Source organism: Microvirga rosea, from assembly GCF_020595095.1.
Lineage (GTDB): Bacteria > Pseudomonadota > Alphaproteobacteria > Rhizobiales > Beijerinckiaceae > Microvirga > Microvirga rosea.
In genome coordinates, this window is sequence record NZ_JAJDOP010000003.1 from 543,530 (window position 1) to 561,892 (window position 18,363).

Annotated in this window: 19 protein-coding genes; 7 read left to right on the forward strand and 12 right to left on the reverse strand. The window is 63.6% G+C overall.

Annotation, left to right across the window (positions count from 1 at the left end):
• Positions 1-8: 8 nt before the first annotated feature.
• The gene (locus LJD17_RS10525) at positions 9-1,307 is read right to left on the reverse strand and encodes an RsmB/NOP family class I SAM-dependent RNA methyltransferase (RefSeq protein ID WP_227384113.1); all 1,299 of its coding nucleotides are present in this window, start codon (positions 1,305-1,307) and stop codon (positions 9-11) included.
• Between the two features lie 90 nt (positions 1,308-1,397).
• On the opposite strand from LJD17_RS10525, the gene LJD17_RS10530 reads away from it, so the two are divergent.
• Entirely contained in the window at positions 1,398-1,580 is a 183-nt protein-coding gene (locus LJD17_RS10530; RefSeq protein ID WP_227384114.1) for a hypothetical protein, read from the forward strand.
• Between the two features lie 86 nt (positions 1,581-1,666).
• Here the strand turns inward: LJD17_RS10530 and LJD17_RS10535 are convergent, their stop codons facing one another.
• Together LJD17_RS10535 and guaB are read right to left on the reverse strand one after the other, a co-directional pair.
• The gene (locus LJD17_RS10535; RefSeq protein ID WP_227384115.1) at positions 1,667-2,098 is read right to left on the reverse strand and encodes an MAPEG family protein; all 432 of its coding nucleotides are present in this window, start codon (positions 2,096-2,098) and stop codon (positions 1,667-1,669) included.
• Positions 2,099-2,121: 23 nt separating this feature from the next.
• Positions 2,122-3,612 carry an IMP dehydrogenase gene (gene guaB / locus LJD17_RS10540; protein ID WP_227384116.1) on the reverse strand — a complete coding sequence of 497 codons (1,491 nt, stop codon included), beginning with the start codon at positions 3,610-3,612 and terminating at the stop codon, positions 2,122-2,124.
• A 173-nt stretch (positions 3,613-3,785) separates the two neighbouring features.
• Between guaB and LJD17_RS10545 the strand changes: the two genes are divergently transcribed.
• Both LJD17_RS10545 and LJD17_RS10550 read left to right on the forward strand, forming a co-directional pair.
• Positions 3,786-5,222 carry a DHA2 family efflux MFS transporter permease subunit gene (locus LJD17_RS10545; protein WP_227384117.1) on the forward strand — a complete coding sequence of 479 codons (1,437 nt, stop codon included), beginning with the start codon at positions 3,786-3,788 and terminating at the stop codon, positions 5,220-5,222.
• A gap of 29 nt (positions 5,223-5,251) precedes the next feature.
• On the forward strand, positions 5,252-6,106 hold the full coding sequence (locus LJD17_RS10550; RefSeq protein ID WP_455030347.1) for a dienelactone hydrolase family protein: 855 nt from the start codon (positions 5,252-5,254) through the stop codon (positions 6,104-6,106).
• Between the two features lie 110 nt (positions 6,107-6,216).
• Here LJD17_RS10550 and LJD17_RS10555 read toward each other — a convergent pair whose 3' ends face one another.
• The 5 genes from LJD17_RS10555 to efp form a co-directional block, all read right to left on the reverse strand.
• A complete protein-coding gene (locus tag LJD17_RS10555; protein WP_227384118.1) occupies positions 6,217-7,173 on the reverse strand; it encodes a Gfo/Idh/MocA family protein in 957 nt (318 codons plus the stop codon).
• 42 nt (positions 7,174-7,215) lie between these two features.
• Positions 7,216-7,917: an RlmE family RNA methyltransferase gene (locus LJD17_RS10560; RefSeq protein WP_227384119.1), complete on the reverse strand. Its 702-nt coding sequence runs from the start codon at positions 7,915-7,917 to the stop codon at positions 7,216-7,218.
• Positions 7,914-8,954, reverse strand: coding sequence for a Ppx/GppA phosphatase family protein (locus LJD17_RS10565; protein WP_227384309.1), 1,041 nt, complete (start codon positions 8,952-8,954; stop codon positions 7,914-7,916). The genes LJD17_RS10560 and LJD17_RS10565 overlap by 4 nt, the downstream gene beginning before the upstream one ends.
• A gap of 192 nt (positions 8,955-9,146) precedes the next feature.
• On the reverse strand, positions 9,147-10,331 hold the full coding sequence (locus tag LJD17_RS10570; RefSeq protein WP_227384120.1) for an aminotransferase: 1,185 nt from the start codon (positions 10,329-10,331) through the stop codon (positions 9,147-9,149).
• 113 nt (positions 10,332-10,444) lie between these two features.
• Entirely contained in the window at positions 10,445-11,011 is a 567-nt protein-coding gene (efp, locus tag LJD17_RS10575; RefSeq protein ID WP_227384121.1) for an elongation factor P, read from the reverse strand.
• A 147-nt stretch (positions 11,012-11,158) separates the two neighbouring features.
• Here efp and epmA point away from each other — a divergent pair, with 147 nt between their 5' ends.
• Both epmA and LJD17_RS10585 read left to right on the forward strand, forming a co-directional pair.
• On the forward strand, positions 11,159-12,226 hold the full coding sequence (epmA, locus tag LJD17_RS10580; RefSeq protein ID WP_227384310.1) for an EF-P lysine aminoacylase EpmA: 1,068 nt from the start codon (positions 11,159-11,161) through the stop codon (positions 12,224-12,226).
• Complete coding sequence (locus LJD17_RS10585) at positions 12,223-13,284, forward strand: lysine-2,3-aminomutase-like protein (RefSeq protein WP_227384122.1); 1,062 nt, start codon at positions 12,223-12,225, stop codon at positions 13,282-13,284. The genes epmA and LJD17_RS10585 overlap by 4 nt, the downstream gene beginning before the upstream one ends.
• Before the next feature lie 122 nt (positions 13,285-13,406).
• Here the strand turns inward: LJD17_RS10585 and arfB are convergent, their stop codons facing one another.
• The gene (arfB, locus tag LJD17_RS10590) at positions 13,407-13,829 is read right to left on the reverse strand and encodes an alternative ribosome rescue aminoacyl-tRNA hydrolase ArfB (protein ID WP_227384123.1); all 423 of its coding nucleotides are present in this window, start codon (positions 13,827-13,829) and stop codon (positions 13,407-13,409) included.
• Positions 13,830-13,997: 168 nt separating this feature from the next.
• On the opposite strand from arfB, the gene LJD17_RS10595 reads away from it, so the two are divergent.
• A complete protein-coding gene (locus LJD17_RS10595) occupies positions 13,998-14,921 on the forward strand; it encodes an AEC family transporter (RefSeq protein WP_227384124.1) in 924 nt (307 codons plus the stop codon).
• A gap of 98 nt (positions 14,922-15,019) precedes the next feature.
• The gene (locus LJD17_RS10600) at positions 15,020-15,253 is read left to right on the forward strand and encodes a hypothetical protein (protein WP_227384125.1); all 234 of its coding nucleotides are present in this window, start codon (positions 15,020-15,022) and stop codon (positions 15,251-15,253) included.
• A gap of 3 nt (positions 15,254-15,256) precedes the next feature.
• Here the strand turns inward: LJD17_RS10600 and dprA are convergent, their stop codons facing one another.
• Genes dprA through LJD17_RS10615 form a run of 3 tightly spaced genes read right to left on the reverse strand, consistent with a single transcriptional unit; the run spans position 15,257 to position 18,361 of the window.
• Positions 15,257-16,459 (reverse strand): DNA-processing protein DprA, encoded by a 1,203-nt coding sequence (dprA, locus tag LJD17_RS10605; RefSeq protein WP_227384126.1) that lies wholly within the window; start codon positions 16,457-16,459, stop codon positions 15,257-15,259.
• The gene (gene plsY, locus LJD17_RS10610; RefSeq protein WP_227384127.1) at positions 16,456-17,058 is read right to left on the reverse strand and encodes a glycerol-3-phosphate 1-O-acyltransferase PlsY; all 603 of its coding nucleotides are present in this window, start codon (positions 17,056-17,058) and stop codon (positions 16,456-16,458) included. The genes dprA and plsY overlap by 4 nt, the downstream gene beginning before the upstream one ends.
• Before the next feature lie 10 nt (positions 17,059-17,068).
• Entirely contained in the window at positions 17,069-18,361 is a 1,293-nt protein-coding gene (locus tag LJD17_RS10615; RefSeq protein ID WP_227384128.1) for a dihydroorotase, read from the reverse strand.
• Between the last annotated feature and the right edge of the window lie 2 nt (positions 18,362-18,363).

The window sequence follows — 18,363 nt, forward strand, 5'->3', positions numbered from 1 at the left end:
CGGCTGACTTATGGATTTTTGACGAGAACGGCAACGTAGAAGCCGTCCGTGCCGGTGCGAAGCGGCGTCATCTGCCAGCCGATCCTGGTGGGACGAAGAAACTCCTTCAGAGAGGTCATTCCGGCCCTTTCAAGGATCTGATCCTGCGGCAGGGGTTGAATGTTCCGGGCTTCGGCGAGAAAAGCCGCCAACGCCTCGTCGTTCTCCTCCGGCAGGATCGAGCAGGTGATATAGGCGATGCGTCCGCCCGGCTTGGCCAGCTTTGCGGCGCGATCCAGCACGGCCGCCTGTTCCTTCCGACGGACCTCGAGGCTACCCGGCCGCAGACGCCATTTCGCATCCGGATTGCGTCGCCAGGTCCCGACGCCGGTGCACGGCGCGTCCACGAGAACGCAGTCGATCCGCCCGTCGAGGTCGGCCACCGCGTCCGCTCCGCCTCTCGGCGTGCGGACCTGCACGTTACGAACCCCGGCCCGGGTCAGGCGGTCATGGATGGGAGCAAGGCGCCGCGCATCGTTATCCGTGGCGTAGATCTGGCCGTGGTTGTCCATCATCGCCGCCAGCGCCAAGGTTTTTCCGCCCCCACCTGCGCACAGATCAACCACCTGCTCGCCAGACTCGACGGCCGAAAGAAGCGCCGCGAGCTGCGATCCCTCGTCCTGAATCTCGATCCAGCCCTTGAGGAATTCAGGCTCGGCTTGAACCGCCGGCCCGCGCCCGTCCTCGCCGGGCATGATCCGCAGACCAAGAGGAGAATGGGGAGTCTCGACCGCGCCTAGATGCGGCAGCGCGTCGTGAGCTTCCTCGCGGGACGCGACTTTCAGGGTATTGACCCGCAGATCGAGCGGCGCGCGAGCCGTCAGGGCTTCCATCTCACGAACGAGATCCTCGCCGAAGAGACGTTCCAGGGATGGGGCGATCCATTCGGGAAAATCCCCGGCCGCAGCGGGCGGGGCATCCTTCAGGCTCGCTGTAGAAAGCCGCGCCCGCTCCGCCTCGGTCAGGGGCTCCGGCGCAAAGCGCTCGCCGGAGAACAGCCGGGCGATAGCATCAACATCAAGGCCCCTTTGCAGCTTGAGCATGCCGAGAACGACGGCGCGCGGCGTCGCCTCGCCCATGATCCAGGAGGCGGAGGATTTGCGGCGCAGGGCATCATACACGAGGCTTGCGATGGCAGCCCGGTCCTTCGAACCAGCGAAACGGTGAGAGAGGCCCCAATCCTTCAAGGCATCTGTCGCGGGACGCCGGCGCGCGTCGATGTCAGCAAGAACCTCGATGGCGGCGGCAATGCGGGCTGCTGGCGTCATAGGAATACAACACTCGAGCTTGGCCGTGGAAAAGACATATTATTACCCAGTTTCGATCTCGATCCGGATCGTATGGAAGGACCTGCGTGCATGTCGCACGCGGTCTTGGAGCTCTTACTGATGTCGATCAAGCTGACTCGCATTCTTGCCGTCGGTGTTACTCTCGCCATTGCGGCGTGCGCCACCACGCCGCCGCCCGTCGTGGATACCAATCCGCCCCCGCGCAAGGCCTATGATGCCAAGACGCAGCTGGAAAGCGGCCGTCGATACTAAAGACGATGGCGGGATGTGCCTTCGCCCATCCCGCGCATCCTTGCCTGTTCACGAGCCGCCCGGACGGGCCCCCTGCCGGCCCGATCCTAAACGCCAAGCTCGGAGGCAAAAATCCGCAAGGCGAAGATGATCCACATGAGCATGAGGATCAGCACGCCGAGGAGAAACGCCATAAAGCGCTGAGACACTTTGTTCCCGGTGACATGGATGCCCGCGTGAACGAGGCGTGTCACAACGAACATCCACGACATCACGACGAAGATCAGGTCGGCCTTCTTGGTGATCAGCGCCAAGGTCACGATGGCATAGAACAGCACCGGCAGTTCGAACTGATTGTGATACGCGTTCGTCACTTTGAGAACGCGATCCGGCCAGTTGCGCTCGCCGAGCGCGATGTCCCGGACCTTGACCTCGCCGGCCTTGAGAAGGCCGATGCGGGAGCGCCCCATCCAGAAAAGAAGGACGAAGGTCAACCCGACCTGGACGAAGACCGGAAGAAGAACTGCGGTGATGCTCATGAATGCCCCTTTGAAGCCCTAGCTTAGCTGCGGGTCGGATAGTTAGGGCTCTCCCGGGTGATCGTCACGTCATGAACATGGCTTTCGCGCAGGCCCGCTCCGGTGATCCGGATGAACTGGGCCTTCTCCTGGAACTCCGGCAAGGTGCGGGCGCCCACATATCCCATCGAAGCCCGAAGGCCGCCGGCGAGCTGATGCAGAACCGCCGAGACGGGTCCTTTGTATGCCACCTGGCCTTCGACGCCTTCCGGAACGAGCTTGAGGGTGTCACGGACTTCCGCCTGGAAATAGCGATCCGCGGATCCTCGCGCCATGGCGCCCACGGAGCCCATGCCCCGATAGGACTTGTAGGAACGGCCCTGGTAGAGAAACACCTCGCCGGGCGTCTCGTCGGTGCCCGCAAGCAGGGAGCCGACCATCGCCGTGGACGCGCCGGCGGCAAGGGCCTTGGCGAGATCGCCCGAGACCTTGATGCCACCGTCCGCGATCACCGGAATTCCAGCCGCCGATGCCGCCTCGACGGCCTCCATGATCGCGGTGAGCTGTGGGACGCCGACACCGGCAACGATGCGGGTGGTGCAGATGGATCCGGGACCGATACCGACCTTCACCGCATCGGCGCCCGCGTCGATCAGAGCTTTGGCTCCCTCGCGGGTCGCGACGTTTCCGGCAATGACCTGGACGGCGTTGGAGAGTTTCTTGACCCGGGTCACGCTCTCGAGCACCCGGACGGAATGACCGTGGGCCGTATCGACGACGATCACGTCGACACCCGCATCGATCAGACGTTCGGAGCGCTCGAAGCCCTGTTCGCCGGTGGTCGTCGCGGCGGCGACCCGCAGGCGACCCTGCTCGTCCTTGGCGGCGTTGGGATGAGCGACCTGCTTCTCGATATCCTTGACGGTGATCAGCCCGATGCAGCGATAGTGATCGTCGACCACCAGGAGTTTCTCGATGCGGAACTGGTGCAGGAGGCGTCGGGCCTCATCCTGGTTGACGCCTTCCCGGACGGTGATCAGGCGGTCCTTCGTCATCAGCTCGGAAACGCGCTGGGACGGATTGTTGGCAAAGCGGACATCCCGGTTGGTCAGGATGCCGACAAGCTTGCCCTTGGAACCGGAAGGGCCCCGCTCGACGACCGGGATGCCGGAGATGCCATTTTGCTTCATCATCGCGAGCGCATCGGCCAGGGTCTCGTCCGGATGAATGGTGATCGGGTTCATCACCATGCCGGACTCGTAGCGCTTCACGAGGCGGACCTGCTCGGCCTGCGCATCGGGTTCCAGATTGCGGTGGATAACTCCGATGCCGCCGGCCTGGGCCATGGCGATGCCCATTCGCCCTTCCGTGACCGTGTCCATGGCGGAGGCGATGATCGGAAGGTTAAGGCGGATGGACTGGGTCAGCTGGGTTCCGACGTCGACATCAGCCGGCAGAACCTCGGAGCGCCCGGGCCTCAGCAGCACATCGTCGAAGGTCAATCCCTCGATGAGACGATCGGCGATTGAGGCCATGGCCAACTCCTTGATGAGAGAAATGGATCCGCGCTTGGCAGCGACGAGTTGGCGAGGGTCCGTAGCATGGGCCGTTCTTTTCGCAAAGCGGTAAAACCCTGTTGGATATGAAGATCTGCCGTGCAGATGTAACTCTATGCAAGTCGCGGCGAAGGCGCTAAGTGCCAAAGGTCATGCGCCCTTCCCGCCTCCTCCCTCTCATCATCGCCACCGCGCTGTTCATGGAGAACACGGACTCGACCGTGATCGCCACCTCGCTGCCGATGATCGCGCAGGATATCGGCGAGGATCCCATCGCCCTCAAACTGGCCCTGACGTCCTATCTCGTGGGCTTGGCGATCTTCATCCCGATCTCGGGCTGGATGGCCGACAAGTTCGGCTCCAAGACGATTTTTCGGGCCGCCATCGGCGTCTTCATGATCGGGTCCCTGTCCTGCGCCGCCGCAGGCTCCCTGGAAGGCTTTGTTCTTGCACGGTTTATCCAGGGAATGGGAGGCGCCATGATGGTGCCGGTCGGGCGCCTCGTGCTTCTGCGCAGCGTGCCGCGCCATGAGGTGGTGCAAGCCCTGGCGACCCTGACCATTCCGGCCCTGATCGGCCCCATCGCCGGCCCACCCCTCGGCGGGTTCATCACCACCTATTTCGACTGGCGCTGGATCTTCTTCATCAACATCCCGATCGGGATTCTCGGAATCGTTCTGGCGACGATCTTCGTCCCGGAAATCAAGGAAGAGGAGATCCCACCCTTCGATTTCACGGGGTTTATCCTGGCCGGTGCCGGCTTTGCCTTGCTGATGCTGGGCTTTGCTTCCGGGGGACGCCACATGATCCCCTTAAGCGTCTCGGTCGCCTGCGTCGTGATCGGCGCGATCAGCGTGATCCTCTTCATCAGGCACGCCCGACGCACGCCCCATCCGGTGCTCCAGCTCGGCCTGCTCCGGCTCCCGACCTTTCGGGCGAGCGTTACCGGCGGATCGCTCTTCCGGGTCGGCATCGGAGCCATACCGTTTCTTCTGCCGCTGATGTTCCAGGTCGGCTTCGGCCTGTCGCCCCTGGCGTCCGGCTCCCTCACCTTCATTGCGGCGGTCGGTGCGCTGTTCATGAAGACCATGGCGAAGCGCATTCTCGAACATGTCGGCTTCAAGCGCCTTCTGACCATCAATGCGGTGATCGGGGCGGCGTTCGTCGCCGCGAACGGGTTCTTCACCCCGACGACTCCGCACTGGCTGATCATGACCGTGCTTCTTGTGGGCGGCTGCTTCCGGTCCCTTCAGTTCACGAGCCTCAACGCCATTGCGTATGCCGAGGTGTCCAACCGTGACATGAGCTCGGCCACGAGCCTGTCGAGCGTCGCCCAACAGCTTGCGCTCAGCATGGGCGTCGCGCTCGGCGCGTCCGCTCTCGAAGGCGCGTCCCGCTTTCATGGGTCCCCGACCATCGTCGCGCAGGATTTCGGCCCGGCATTCTGGATCGTAGCCGCCGTCGCCGTGCTCTCGACCTTCGCGTTCATGGGGCTGCCGCACGATGCCGGCGCCGAGATGTCCGGTCACAAAGCTTTGAAACGCCAGACCCCGTCGTCCGGTATGGGCGATGGAACGGAAACGCCTTAAGGTTGAGCCTTCCGACCAGGGAGGCTCCGTTGGACCAGCGCATCATCGACCTTTACGACCATTTCACCCATGGCGGCATGAACCGCCGAGCATTTCTCGACCGCCTCGCCAGTCTCGCCGGAAGCGCGGCGGCTGGAGCCGCTCTCCTACCGATCCTCCAGAACAACTACGCCAAGGCCGACACCGTCGACGAGAAGGATCCGCGCATTACGGCCGAAATGGTCGATGTCCCGGGGGTCCAGGGCCTGAAAGGCTATCTTGTGCGCCCCAAGACGGGCGATCGTCTCCCGACCGTTTTGGTCATCCACGAAAACCGGGGCCTCAATCCGCACATCAAGGACGTGACCCGCCGTCTGGCGACGGACGGCTTTCTGGCGTTGGGCCTCGATTATCTGGCGCCCAAGGGCGGCACTCCCCAGGATGAGGACAAGGGACGCGAGATGATCGGTGAGCTCAAGCAACCCGATATCCTTGCCTCCAGCCGCGCCGCTGTCGCCTATCTGAAAGGCCTGTCCGGAGGCAATGGAAAGGTCGGGGCCGTCGGCTTCTGCTGGGGCGGGGGTGCCGTCAACAACCTGGCCGTCAACGACCCGGACCTCTCTGCGGGGGTCGCCTATTACGGCGGGCAACCCAAGGCGGAGGATGTTCCGAAGATCAAGGCGGCCCTCCTCCTGCACTATGGCGGCCTCGACGAGCGGATCAATGCAGGCATTCCAGCCTATGAGGAGGCCCTGAAGCAGTCGGGAAAGACTTACGAGATCCATGTCTATGAGGGCGCCAACCATGCCTTCAACAACGACACGAATGCCGCCCGCTACGACAAGGAGGCGGCCGATCTGGCCTGGAAGCGGACGGTCGCCTTCCTGAAGAAGAACCTCGCCTGACGCAGCCTCACGATCCCCCTTAACGTGAATTCAGGGGGCACGTCCTCACGGGCTGCCCCCTAGCCGTTTTGCCGACAGCTCCGCAGCGGGAGGGAATTTCCCTTGCCCCGTTAATGCCCGCCCTGGGCCGGGTCGTCGTCGAAGGCCTCGACCTGCACCCGCCGCCCGATCATGAAGGCGTCGGCGGCCAGCCGGAACGGCGCATCGTCGACCTCGACCCGGCCGCTCGCCAGCAGGGTCTCGAACCGCCGGTAGATCTCGGGGTATTCGTCGTCTCCCTCCTCGACAACGAGAGAGCCGTCGACTTCGAGCCGTCTGCCGCCATGGGAGAGCTTCAACAAGGGTCCGCCTTCGCAGTCGACCTCGATGTCCCAGGTCTGAGGCCCAGTCTGCCGCCAGTCGAATACGGCCTGGAGATCGGCCCCCTCGGTTCCGGTCGAGAGCTTGAGGCTCGCCGCGATGGGGGCGTCGCGGTTCTCGGGAAATTGCAGCACCGACTGCTTGATGAAAACCGGCTGCGGCATGATCTTCGTCACGATCGACAGAGCGTTGATGCCAGGATCGAAAACGCCGAAACCGCCTGCCTGCCAGATCCATTGCTGCCCGGGATGCCAATGGCGGACATCCTCTTTCCATGTCACCAGAAGGCGACGCACGGTGCGCCCCGCCAGCGTGTCGCGGGCGACATCCACCCCTCTGTTGTACTGGGCGTGCCAGGTCGTGAAGACGACCTTTCCCATTTCGCCGGCGATGCGTCGGAGATCTTCGAGCTCGCTCAACGTGGCGGCCGGGGGCTTTTCGAGCAGCACGTGCTTTCCCGCCTCGAGGACGTCCCGGGCGATGGCATGCCGAACCTGGGGCGGCGTGCAAATGGCAACCGCGTCGAGATCGGGCACCTCACGAAGCATTTCCCGGTAATCCGTGAAAGTGTGCTTGGCCTCGTCCGGCGTCAGCCCGCGCTGGCTGGCCACGGCCGTCAACTCGAAATTCGGATTGCTGCGGATGGCGGGAAGATGCTGATCCTGCGCGATCTTGCCGAAACCGATGATCCCGACCTTGAAAACCATGCGTCCATCCCCTTGTGCTGCTAGTCCCGAGGAACGGGCGCGTCAGTCCGACCGCATAGGTTCCGCTCGCCCTCGAAAACCGGTTGCCATGACGTAGAGTTCCGCCGAGTCCGCCCGGCTCGCGGCGGGCTTCACATGCCGGACCACCGCAAAATCGCGCTTCAGATCCGCCAGGAGCTGACCCTCGGTTCCGCCCTGAAACACCTTCGCGACGAAAACGCCGCCAGGAGCGAGGATCTCGCGCGCGAACTCGATCGCCGCTTCCGCAAGACCGATGATGCGCAGGTGATCCGTCTTCTTGTGACCGGTCGTGTTGGCGGCCATGTCCGACATGACGATATCCGCAGGCCCGCCGAGCAGATCGATCAGCTTCCCCGGAGCTTCTTCGTCGAGGAAGTCGAGCTGGATGAACTCCACACCCGGCATCGGATCGATCGGCAAAAGATCGATGCCGACCACCCTGCCCTTGTCGCCGACCTTGCGCGCCGCGATCTGGGACCAGCCGCCGGGAGCGGCTCCAAGATCGACCACGCGCTGACCGGGCTTGAGAATGTGAAATTTCTCGTCGATTTCCAGCAACTTAAAGGCGGCACGAGAGCGATAACCCTCGCGCTTGGCGCGCGCCACATAAGGATCGTTCAGCTGTCGCTCGAGCCACTTCTGCGAGGACAGGGACCGCTTGTTCGCGGTCTTGACCCTTTGCTTCAGGGTTCTGACACCCGATCCGGATTTCGATGTACTCACCGGCGGTTCTCCCGCCATACACTGTCTTCACGCATCATATTCATCAGGATTCCTTCGCGCAGCCCGCGATCCGCGATCCGAAGCCGATCCGCCGGAAAGGCCCGGCGGATCGCCTCCAGGATCGCGCAGCCGGCCAGCACCAGGTCCGCCCTGTCCTTTCCAATGCAAGGGTTTGCGGCGCGCTCCTGGAAATCGGAGGCGAGCAAGTTGTCGATAACGGCGGAAATGTCGTCGTCGGTCATCCACATTCCGTCAACCCGGCGACGGTCGTAGCGGGGGAGGCCGAGGTGAATGCCGCCGACGGTCGTGACGGTCCCGGAAGTACCGAGGAGATGGAAACCGGGCGCGCGTCCTGCTTCGGCGGCGACGAGGGCGAAGTCGAGGAGAAGCTCGGTCACCTCCTCGACCATGCCCTCGAAACTCTCCGGCGTCACGTCGATACCCCCATGCCGCTCGGCCAGGGTCACGACCCCGACGGGAAGCGAGTCCCACGCCCGGATCCGTTTGCAAGGATCCGCGAACATGTGAGGCGCAACCCCGTCGACCCAGGCAATTTCCGTCGATCCGCCACCAATGTCGAAGACGATCACGGAATGGGCCTTCGGGTCGGCCAGGGAGGCGCAACCGGTGACAGCCAGATAGGCTTCGGTTTTCCGATCGACGATCTCGAGATCGAGGTCCAGATCGGTCCTGACCCGCTCGATGAAATCCGGGCCGTTCGACGCAAGGCGACAGGCTTCGGTAGCGACCAGCCGCGCCCGCATGACATCCTTGGCGGCCATCTTGTCCCGGCAGATGCGCAGGGCGTCGATGGTGCGCTCAATGGCGTCCGCGCTCAGGTGATTGCCGAACCCCAAGCCCTCACCGAGCCGCACGATGCGGGAAAAGGCATCGACGACGCGAAATCCAAAATGCGCCGGCTCCGCAATGAGCAGGCGGCAATTGTTTGTCCCAAGATCGAGCGCCGCATAGCTGCGCGACGGGCGTCGGCGGCCATTCCGCCGTCCCGGTGCAGTATGGGTGCGATCGGCGCGCAAGGACGAATCCCCGACAGGCTCCGCTAGCGGCTTCGATCGACCTCCCTCTGCTTCGACGAGCGCATCGTACTTAACGGTCAAAACACTATCCCTGGCATCGAACCGATGCCCGTTTGGAATCGAGAGTAACAACCCCTTCGGCACTCTGCCAAGGGTTGGAGACAAGTTTTGGGCAGGAGCAGAAGGGGTGTTCTAGATGGAAAGAGCCCGGAATCGGTCCGTCAAACTCGCCAGAGTTTCGGCTCCGACATTGGCGAAAGCCACTCGCAAATGCTCCTCCTGCCCCGGTCCGAAATAACTTCCCGGCAGACAAAGAACACCGCGATCCACGGCGAGGCGCTCCGCAACCACTTGGGCCGGCGTGCCCGGAAATGGATGCTTCAAATAGGCGAAATACGCGCCGACCGATTCGACCTGCCATTCCGGAAGCGGCTCGAGAGCTTTCCGGAACACCGCCGCCCGATCGTTGATTTCCGACCGATTGGCCTCCCGCCAATCCCGAAGAGCGTCGATCGCCCAGGGCAAAGCCGCCTGCGCCACCCGTGGAGCGCAGATCTGGATGCAATCGAGGATCTTGGCGATCTGCTCGATGAGCCCGGCATCCGCCGTGACGGCGCCCGTCCGATGACCCGGGATGGCATAGGACTTGGAGAACGAATAGAGCTGAATCACGGTGTCGCGCCATTCACGTCCCGTGAAAAGGCCGTGCGCACGGTTCACACCGCGTGGGAGGAAATCCCGGTATGTCTCGTCGATAACGAGATAAATCCCGCGACGACGGCAAAGCTCGGCGAAGGCCTCGATCACGTGTGCCGGATAAACGGCGCCGGTGGGATTATTGGGCGTGACCAGAACGATGGCCTTCACTTTTCCGTCGATCAGGATCTCGGCATCCTCGACCTGCGGCACGAAGCCGGCCTCCGGATGACACGGCAGAGGCCGCGCCTCAATGCCGAGCATGTCGAGGCTCATCTGGTGATTGAAATACCAGGGCGTGGGCAAGAGAATGGCGTCCCCCTGCCGGGCCAGGAGCATCATGGTCGCGAAAAAGGCCATGTTGCATCCGGCGGTTACGGCCGTGTCGGCGGCCTCGATCGCGCCGCCATAGATCCTCGACAGCTCCGCTGCGTAAGCCTCGCGCAGAGCATGATCGCCGCTGATGGGTCCGTACTGCGCTCCTGCGGCGGATCCGGCCGATGACGCCAGGCGCTCCAGCAAGCCCTGATGGGGGGCGTTGCCGGGCACCGCTTGCGACAGGTTGATCAGCGGCCCGAAGGCCCCGGCATAGCGCTTCGTCCAGGCCTGCGCCTCAGGGATCGGCGGGCTTCCCACATCCGCGACCAGGGAATTGATGGGGTTGTGAACGGCGCTCGCCATGGAGATCGTTACCTTGCCAAAGAGAAATGGGCGGTCCGGCGAAGGTTCACCGAAACCGCCCATCCTTCAAGACAGATTCCTGACGAAACGTCAGGACCGAATCCGAAAATTATTTAGTCCTTGGCGCGCTCAACGTAGGAGCCGTCCTCCGTCATGATGACCACGCGGGTGCCGGCCTGGATATGAGGCGGCACCAGGGTGCGCACGCCGTTGGAGAGCATGGCGGGCTTGTAGGAAGAAGACGCCGTCTGCCCCTTCACGACCGGCTCGGTCTCGGTGATCTCAAGGGTCACGCGAGCGGGCAGCTCAATGGCGATTGCAAGGCCGTTGTGGGTCGACAGCATGACGGCCATGCCTTCCTGCAGGTAGGACTTCTGGTCGCCGATGATGTCTTCCGGCACGACCACCTGGTCGTAGGTCTCGGGATTCATGAAGTGGTAGCCCTCGCCGTCCGCATAGAGGAAGGTGTGCTCGCGGTCCTCCACGAAGGCACGCTCGACCTGCTCGGTCGTGCGGTAGCGCTCGGAGACCTTCACCCCGTCCGAGATCCGGCGCATGTCGAGCTGGGTCACGGGCGTGCCCTTGCCGGGATGGATGTTCTGCGCGGTAAGAACCACATAGAGCCTGCCGTCGATATCGACGACATTGCCTTTGCGGAGGGTTGAGGCGATGACCTTCACGGGAAGCTTTCCTTGTGACAGATAGGCACGTCCCCAGGGCCGGGTTATCCGGCCTTCTGCGACGCGTCAGAAATCTTTTCGGTGCCGCAACTAGCCTATCTTCGCGAAATTCGCCAGTCTGCCGGCCAACCTCTGAGTGAATTCTTGATACGAAGCAACGCCTCACCTGCCCCCTCTCCCTGGTGGACGCCTCATATTCACGCGGACCGGCGCCCGTTCCTGCTCGCCCGCAACCGAATTCAGGCGGCATTCCGGGATTTCTTCCTTCGGCAGGATTTCGTCGAGGTCGACACGGCGACCCTCCAGGTATCGCCCGGCAATGAGGCCCATCTCCATGCCTTTGCGACCGAAGCCTTGGGCATGGGCGGCGCGAGAACGCCGCTTTATCTCCACACCTCGCCGGAATTCGCCTGCAAGAAGCTCTTGGCAGCCGGGGAAACGCGGATTGCCTGCTTCTCCCATGTGTACCGCAACCGGGAGCGCGGCCCCCTCCACCACCCCGAATTCACCATGCTCGAGTGGTACCGGGCAAACGAGCCTTACGAAGCACTGATGCAGGATTGCGCAGAGCTCCTCGGACTGGCGGCTGAGACGGGCCGCGCCCGCAGCTTCGCCTATCGGGGCCTGACGGCGGATCCGTTCCTGGAGCCCGAACGCCTCACCGTCGCGGAAGCCTTTCATCGCTTCGCCGACATCGATCTCCTGTCTTCCATCGGCAGCGACGGGACAACAAACCGGGAGCAGCTGGCGGCCGAACTCAAGCGCGTCGGCTTGCGCCGGGCGGACGACGATACCTGGTCCGACCTTTTCAGCCGGGTGATCGTCGAGAAAATCGAGCCGCATCTCGGCCAGGGCCGGGCGACCATCCTTTACGAGTATCCCGTCGCCGAGGCGGCGCTGGCGCGGCCGACCCCGCACGATCCACGGGTCGCGGAACGGTTCGAGCTCTATGCCTGCGGGGTCGAACTCGCCAATGCGTTCGGAGAGCTGACGGATCCCACGGAGCAGCGGCGGCGCTTCGAAGGCGAGATGGCGGAGAAGATGCGCGTCTATGGCGAGCAATACCCCATCGACGAGGACTTTCTTTCCGCCCTGACCCTCATGCCGCCCGCCAGCGGCATTGCCATGGGATTTGATCGTCTCGTCATGTTGGCGACCGGCGCTGCGCGGATCGATCAGGTCATTTGGGCGCCGGTCCCGGAGACGGCCCCGTGAGCGGCACCGAGACGCTTCGAACCGCCCGGGACCTCGTCGATGCCGGCCTGCTTCCGGAAAGCCGCGCGCAGGAACTCAGCGCGGTCGCCGACCGCTATGCCGTGGCGATCACACCCGCCATGACGGCTCTGATCGACCACCAGGATCCGAACGATCCCATCGCACGCCAGTTCGTCCCCGACGCCGCAGAGCTCGTCACGACCGCCGAGGAGCGGGGCGATCCCATCGGAGATCTGGCGCATAGCCCGGTCGAAGGAATCGTTCATCGCTATCCGGACCGTGTCCTGCTCAAGGCCGTCCATGTCTGCCCGGTCTATTGCCGCTTCTGCTTCCGGCGGGAAATGGTGGGACCACAGGGGCTCGGGACCCTTTCGGCCGAGGCCATGGACAAAGCCTTCGCCTATATCGCCGGACACCAGGAGATCTGGGAGGTGATCCTCACCGGCGGGGATCCGCTGGTTCTCTCCCCGCGCCGCCTCGCCGAAATCACGGAGCGACTCGCGGTCATTCCGCATGTGAAGATCGTCCGGTTCCATACCCGCGTCCCTGTGGTCACCCCGGAGCGCGTGGATGCGGCCCTTGTCGAGGCGTTGAAAGCCAGCCGGAAAACCACCTATGTGGCTCTCCACGCCAACCATCCGAGGGAATTGACGGAAGCAGCCCGCGCTGCCTGCGCCCGCCTCGTGGATTCAGGAATTTCGATGGTGAGCCAGTCCGTTCTGCTGCGCGGCGTCAACGACGATCCCGACATTCTGGCGGATCTCATGCGCGCCTTCGTCGAAACGCGGATCAAGCCCTATTACCTCCACCACCCCGACCTGGCGCCGGGAACCGGACACTTCCGTTTGTCCATCGCAGAAGGGCAAGCGCTGGTCGCGGGCCTGCGGGGCCGGATCTCGGGCCTCTGCCAGCCCACCTATATCCTCGATATTCCGGGCGGCCACGGCAAAGCCGTCATCGCGCGAAATACGATCAGCCCCGAAGGTGACGGACGGTATTCCGTCTCGGATTTCAGGGGCCGCGAACACTTCTACCCGCCGGAGGACGCAGGTGCATAGAGCCCGGTTGACGAGAACTTCCGCTACGGGGACGTGATGCAATCGGAAGCCGTTCAGCCTACGCAACATTATCGTTTCTAGGGCCAGTCCCGCATCCAGGGTGCTTTCCACACGACCGAGCCCTAGTCGAATCCCGGTTTTGCGCCCCGCCCCTTCTTGATCTCCGAACGCTTGGATTTCGACTCGAGACGACGCTGTTTGGACGCAAGGGTCGGCTTCGTCTTGCGCCGGGGTTTGGGAACCTCCGTCGCCTGCCGGATGAGATCGACGAGGCGCTGGAGCGCATCCTCCCGGTTCCGTTCCTGGGTGCGGAAGCGCTGCGCGGTAATGACGATGACGCCGTCATTGGTCAGCTTGCTGCCGGCAAGCTTCATCAGCCGGATCGCCACCGGGTCCGGCAGGGACCGGGAGCGCCTGGCATCGAAACGCAGCTGAACGGCTGTCGCCACCTTGTTCACGTTCTGCCCGCCGGGACCCGACCCGCGAATGAAGGTTTCCTCGATCTCGGATTCATCGAGCGAAATGGTATCGGTAACCGGGATCATGAGGGCCTCGGGAGAGCGAACGAACGGAAATGCCGTTTCCACTCCGATCAATGATGGCAAGCCACGCGCTTGTCGAGGCTCAAGATCCGGTCTAAGCGCCTGCTGAACTTCCATAACCGTCCTGCCGACGGCACCGATTTCACCTTTCAGCCCGCACCGATTTTCCCCATGTCCGCCGTCCTCGCCAGCCTGATTCCCACCTTTCTCATCATGGCCACGGGCTGGCTGGCGCGGGCGACGAACTTCGTGGACGAAAGGCAGTGGAGCGGATTGGAGCGGGTGACTTACATCATCCTGTTCCCGGCCCTCATCATCGATACTCTGTCCCGGGCGGATCTGTCGTCCGTGCCGGTCCTTGGCGTCGGCGGCGCGCTGGTTTCCGCCATCCTGCTCATGGCCGTCCTCATGCTGGCCCTTCGGCCCGTCCTGGAACGCCGTCTCGGAGTCGACGGACCGAGCTTCACTTCGATCTTCCAGGGCGCGACGCGGTGGAACACCTTCATCGGCCTTGCGGTCGCCGGCAGCCTGTTCGGCCAACGAGGCGTGGCGCTGATCGCCGTCGCAATCGCCGCGATGGTGCCCCTGCTCAACCTCTTGGCCTTCTATGTTTTCATCCGCTACGCAGGCCGACCCCGTCAGAGCCCATTTGAGATTCTGCGGTCCTTCGTCACCAATCCCTTCATATGGTCCTGTGCCGTCGGCCTTGCCCTGAACCTGCTGGCGCCGCCCCTGCCGAAGCCGCTCTCGGCCTTCATCGACATGACCGGACGCGCAGCTCTTGCGGCGGGATTGCTCGTCGTTGGAGCAGGACTCGACATCCGCCGCCTCACAAGGCCAGGTTCGGCGCATTTCCTTGCGGCGGCCCTCAAGCTCGTCCTGCTTCCGGTCATGGCCGTGAGCCTCGCACGGCTGGCCGGCGTGTCGGGGGACGATTTGGTCGTAACGATCGTTGCGGCGTCGGTCCCCTCCGCGAGTGCGGCTTATGTCCTCGCGCGCCAAATGGGTGGCAATGCTCCGTTGATGGCCGAAATCCTGACCCTGCAAACCCTCCTGGCCATGGTGTCGATGCCCTTCTTGATTGCCTATCTCTGACGCATTACAACCAAAAGTTAAATTAGTGATCTTGTAATATTTCGGGTTGTATTGCTATCTAGAGCGTCCCTCGCAACTCAGATCGGCATACGCGACTCATGTCCAAAGCTTCGCTCCGCACCAGCAAGAAGAAGTCCACGGCACCGGCCACGAGCGAGCGGGGTTTGGCGGCAGGTTCCTCTCTCGTGGAGACGGCCCAGTACATCGCTGAATTTACGGCAGAACTGTCGTTTCTCGCCCGACGCTCGAACCTGGACCTTCTCGCCTACCTGCTCGATATGGCGCGACTGGAGGCGACCCGGAGCGTCCAGAGCAGCAAGAGGGAGCGATAGCGCTCAGCGGCCCGGCGTCAGAGAGACTGCATTGCCGCCATGCCTCTCGAGACGGCCGGCGATTTCAAGTTCGAGCAGGCTCATCTGGATGACGCGGATCGGGAGGCCGGTCTGGCGCACAAGATCGTCGACGGAAACCGGTGACGGACCAAGATAGTCTTCAAGACTTACGGTTGTGGGGACGGACACGGTTTCATCGAGGGTTCCAGCCTCTGGCTCGATGGCGCCGACAGGGGCACGGGGCACGCCCGGCAGATCCAGCTCGTCCCACAATTCTTCGGTCTGAACGAGATGGCGGGGTTCCTCCACGCCCGTCTCGGGGCGCAGACCGGCCGCAACAAGCGGCTCCAGCACGCTGGTGATATGATCGAGTTCAGCGCAGAGATTGGCCCCGTCGCGAATCAGGTCGTTGGTCCCCTCGGCCCGGGGATCGAGCGGAGATCCCGGGACGGCGAACACCTCGCGACCCTGTTCCAAGGCAAATCGCGCCGTGATGAGCGAGCCTGAACGGCGCGCCGCCTCGACAACCACAACTCCATAGGAGAGTCCGGAAACGATCCTGTTCCGGCGGGGAAAGTCACGGCCGCGCGGTTCCCACCCGAACGGCATTTCCGACACGATGGCTCCGCCATGGTCCACGATGGCCTCGACGAGAGGCTCGTTCTGAGACGGATAAATCCTGTCCTGTCCCCCGGCCAGGACGGCAACGGTCCCCGCCTCCAGGGCAGCCTTGTGGGCTCGCGTGTCGATCCCTCGGGCGAGCCCGGAAACAACGACGTAACCGGCCTCCCCCAGCTGCCGCGACAATCGCTCCGTGAAGGTCAGCCCGGACGCGGACGCGTTGCGCGAGCCGACCATGGCGACGGCCGGCCTCGATAGAACCTCGGTCGAACCACGGACCGCGATCAAGGGCGGCGCGGTGTCGACCGCTTGCAGCGCCTTGGGATATTCCGGCTCACCCATGGCGATGAAGCGTGCGCCCAAACGTGACGCAGCGGCCATCTCCTTCTCGGCTTCCGCCCGGCCCGTCACCTTGAGGACAAGCCGACCGCCGCGCCGTGCAAGGTCCGGCAAGGCTTCGAGCGCGGCCGATGCGCCGCCGAATTGGTTGATCAGAGCCCGAAAGGTCCTGGGCCCCACATTCTCGGAGCGGATGAGGCGCAGCCAGTCGAGCCGCTGTTCATCGGTGAGGCGGGACCCGCTCATCCTTTTTGTCCGATCTTGCCTTCGGTTCCGGCTACCAGACGGCTGATGTTCTCACTGTGCTTCCACCACAGCAGAACCACGAGAATGAGGATGACTCCGGCCATTTTCGGCTCGCCGAGAGCCCAGAGAACCAGCGGTGTCGCGGCCGTGGCCACCAGGGCCGCGAGGGATGAATAACGCTTGAGATAAGCAAGGCTGAGCCAGATGAGAGCGAAGACTACGGCTGCCAGCGGCATCAGTCCGATCAGAACACCGATGAAGGTAGCCACGCCCTTGCCGCCCTTGAAGCCGAGCCAAACGGGGAAGAGGTGGCCCAGGAACGCCCCGAGCGCCGCAATGGTTGCGAGATCCTGCCCCCATCGCCCGGCAATCAGGACCGCGACGGTCCCCTTCAGGGCGTCGCCGACCAGCGTCGCGGCGGCGAGACCCTTGCGGCCCGTGCGCAGCACATTCGTGGCACCGATGTTGCCGGATCCGACCTTGCGGATGTCGCCCAGCCCGGCCAAGCGGGTGAAGATCACGCCGAACGGAATCGAGCCCAGCAGATAGCCGAAGATCAGCGCGGCCAGGAGATGCAGGAGGTGGATATCGTCGGACATTCGGATCTCTTCAGTTCGGACGGCGGTCGAACACAATCCTGCCTGCAACCATCGTCACCGTCACCTGTCCTTCCAGACGGGCCTCGTCGAAAGGCGTGTTCTTCGAGAGCGACCTGAGGTGGCGTTTATCGAGCACATAGGGGGCGTCAGGATCGAACACGACAAGGTCGGCCGGGGCGCCCTGTTCCAGCCGTCCGCTTGGCAGGCCAAGGATTTCCGCCGGACGCGTCGAGAGGGCACGGAGAATTTTGGGGAGCGCCAGGCGCTCGGAATGGAGGAGCCGCAAAGCCGCGGACAGCAGGGTTTCCAGCCCCACGGCCCCGTTCGCGGCCTCAGCGAAGGGCAATCTTTTCGTCTCCACATCCTGTGGATTGTGATCCGACACGATGACGTCAACGGTCCCGTCCGCGACCGCTTCGATCATCGCCTGACGGTCGTCCTCGGTGCGCAGGGGAGGCGAGAGCTTCAGGAAAGTGCGGTAATCACCGATGTCGTTCTCGTTCAACGCGAGATTGTTGATGGAGACGCCGCAGGTGACCGGAAGCCCCCTCGCCTTCGCGTCACGGACGATTTCCACCGAATCGGCACAGGAGATCATCGCGGCGTGATACCGGCCGCCCGTGAGGCGCACGAGGCGGATATCCCGTTCGAGCATGATGGTTTCCGCCTCACGGGGAATTCCCGGCATGCCGAGCCTCGTGGCGAATTCGCCCTCGTTCATCACGCCGGTGCCGACGAGATCCGGATCCTCCACATGATGGACGATGAGGGCACCGAAATCGCGGGCGTAGGTCAGGGCCCGGCGCATGACCTGGGCGTTCGTGACGGAGCGCAGCCCGTCCGTGAACGCGACGGCTCCCGCTTCCTGAAGCAGGCCAATCTCGGCCATTTCCTCGCCCTTGAGGCCCTTCGTCAGCGCCGCAGCCGGGCGGATATGCACGATGGAGGTGTCGCGCGCGCGGCGCGTGACGAAGTCGACGATAGCCGGATCGTCCAGAACCGGATTGGTGTCGGGCATCGACACGATGGTCGTCACCCCTCCGGCAGCGGCCGCCTCCCCGGCGCTTTTCAGGGTTTCCCGATGGGCGGCGCCCGGCTCTCCGATAAAGGCGCGCATGTCGATCAGACCGGGCGCCAGGACCTGCCCGCCGCAGTCGATCACCCGGGCGTCGGCGGCGGCCTCGACCTGCGCGCCAAGGCCCTCGATGACGCCGTCTCGAACGAGCAAGGAGCCCCGCGTTTCCCGACCGCCGGCGGGATCGACCAGGCGCGCATTCGTGAAGAGGATCGGTTGTTCGCTCATGG

What these genes read in the sequence shown, in the direction of transcription:
- guaB (WP_227384116.1), bottom strand. Translation starts at nt 3,612, where the DNA reads ATGGCCTCAATCGCCGATCGTCTCATCGAGGGATTGACCTTCGACGAT.
- LJD17_RS10530 (WP_227384114.1), top strand. Translation starts at nt 1,398, where the DNA reads ATGTCGCACGCGGTCTTGGAGCTCTTACTGATGTCGATCAAGCTGACT.
- LJD17_RS10545 (WP_227384117.1), top strand. Translation starts at nt 3,786, where the DNA reads ATGCGCCCTTCCCGCCTCCTCCCTCTCATCATCGCCACCGCGCTGTTC.
- arfB (WP_227384123.1), bottom strand. Translation starts at nt 13,829, where the DNA reads ATGATCCCGGTTACCGATACCATTTCGCTCGATGAATCCGAGATCGAG.
- LJD17_RS10595 (WP_227384124.1), top strand. Translation starts at nt 13,998, where the DNA reads ATGTCCGCCGTCCTCGCCAGCCTGATTCCCACCTTTCTCATCATGGCC.
- LJD17_RS10525 (WP_227384113.1), bottom strand. Translation starts at nt 1,307, where the DNA reads ATGACGCCAGCAGCCCGCATTGCCGCCGCCATCGAGGTTCTTGCTGAC.
- LJD17_RS10535 (WP_227384115.1), bottom strand. Translation starts at nt 2,098, where the DNA reads ATGAGCATCACCGCAGTTCTTCTTCCGGTCTTCGTCCAGGTCGGGTTG.
- LJD17_RS10555 (WP_227384118.1), bottom strand. Translation starts at nt 7,173, where the DNA reads ATGGTTTTCAAGGTCGGGATCATCGGTTTCGGCAAGATCGCGCAGGAT.
- LJD17_RS10570 (WP_227384120.1), bottom strand. Translation starts at nt 10,331, where the DNA reads ATGGCGAGCGCCGTTCACAACCCCATCAATTCCCTGGTCGCGGATGTG.
- LJD17_RS10615 (WP_227384128.1), bottom strand. Translation starts at nt 18,361, where the DNA reads ATGAGCGAACAACCGATCCTCTTCACGAATGCGCGCCTGGTCGATCCC.
- plsY (WP_227384127.1), bottom strand. Translation starts at nt 17,058, where the DNA reads ATGTCCGACGATATCCACCTCCTGCATCTCCTGGCCGCGCTGATCTTC.
- LJD17_RS10600 (WP_227384125.1), top strand. Translation starts at nt 15,020, where the DNA reads ATGTCCAAAGCTTCGCTCCGCACCAGCAAGAAGAAGTCCACGGCACCG.
- dprA (WP_227384126.1), bottom strand. Translation starts at nt 16,459, where the DNA reads ATGAGCGGGTCCCGCCTCACCGATGAACAGCGGCTCGACTGGCTGCGC.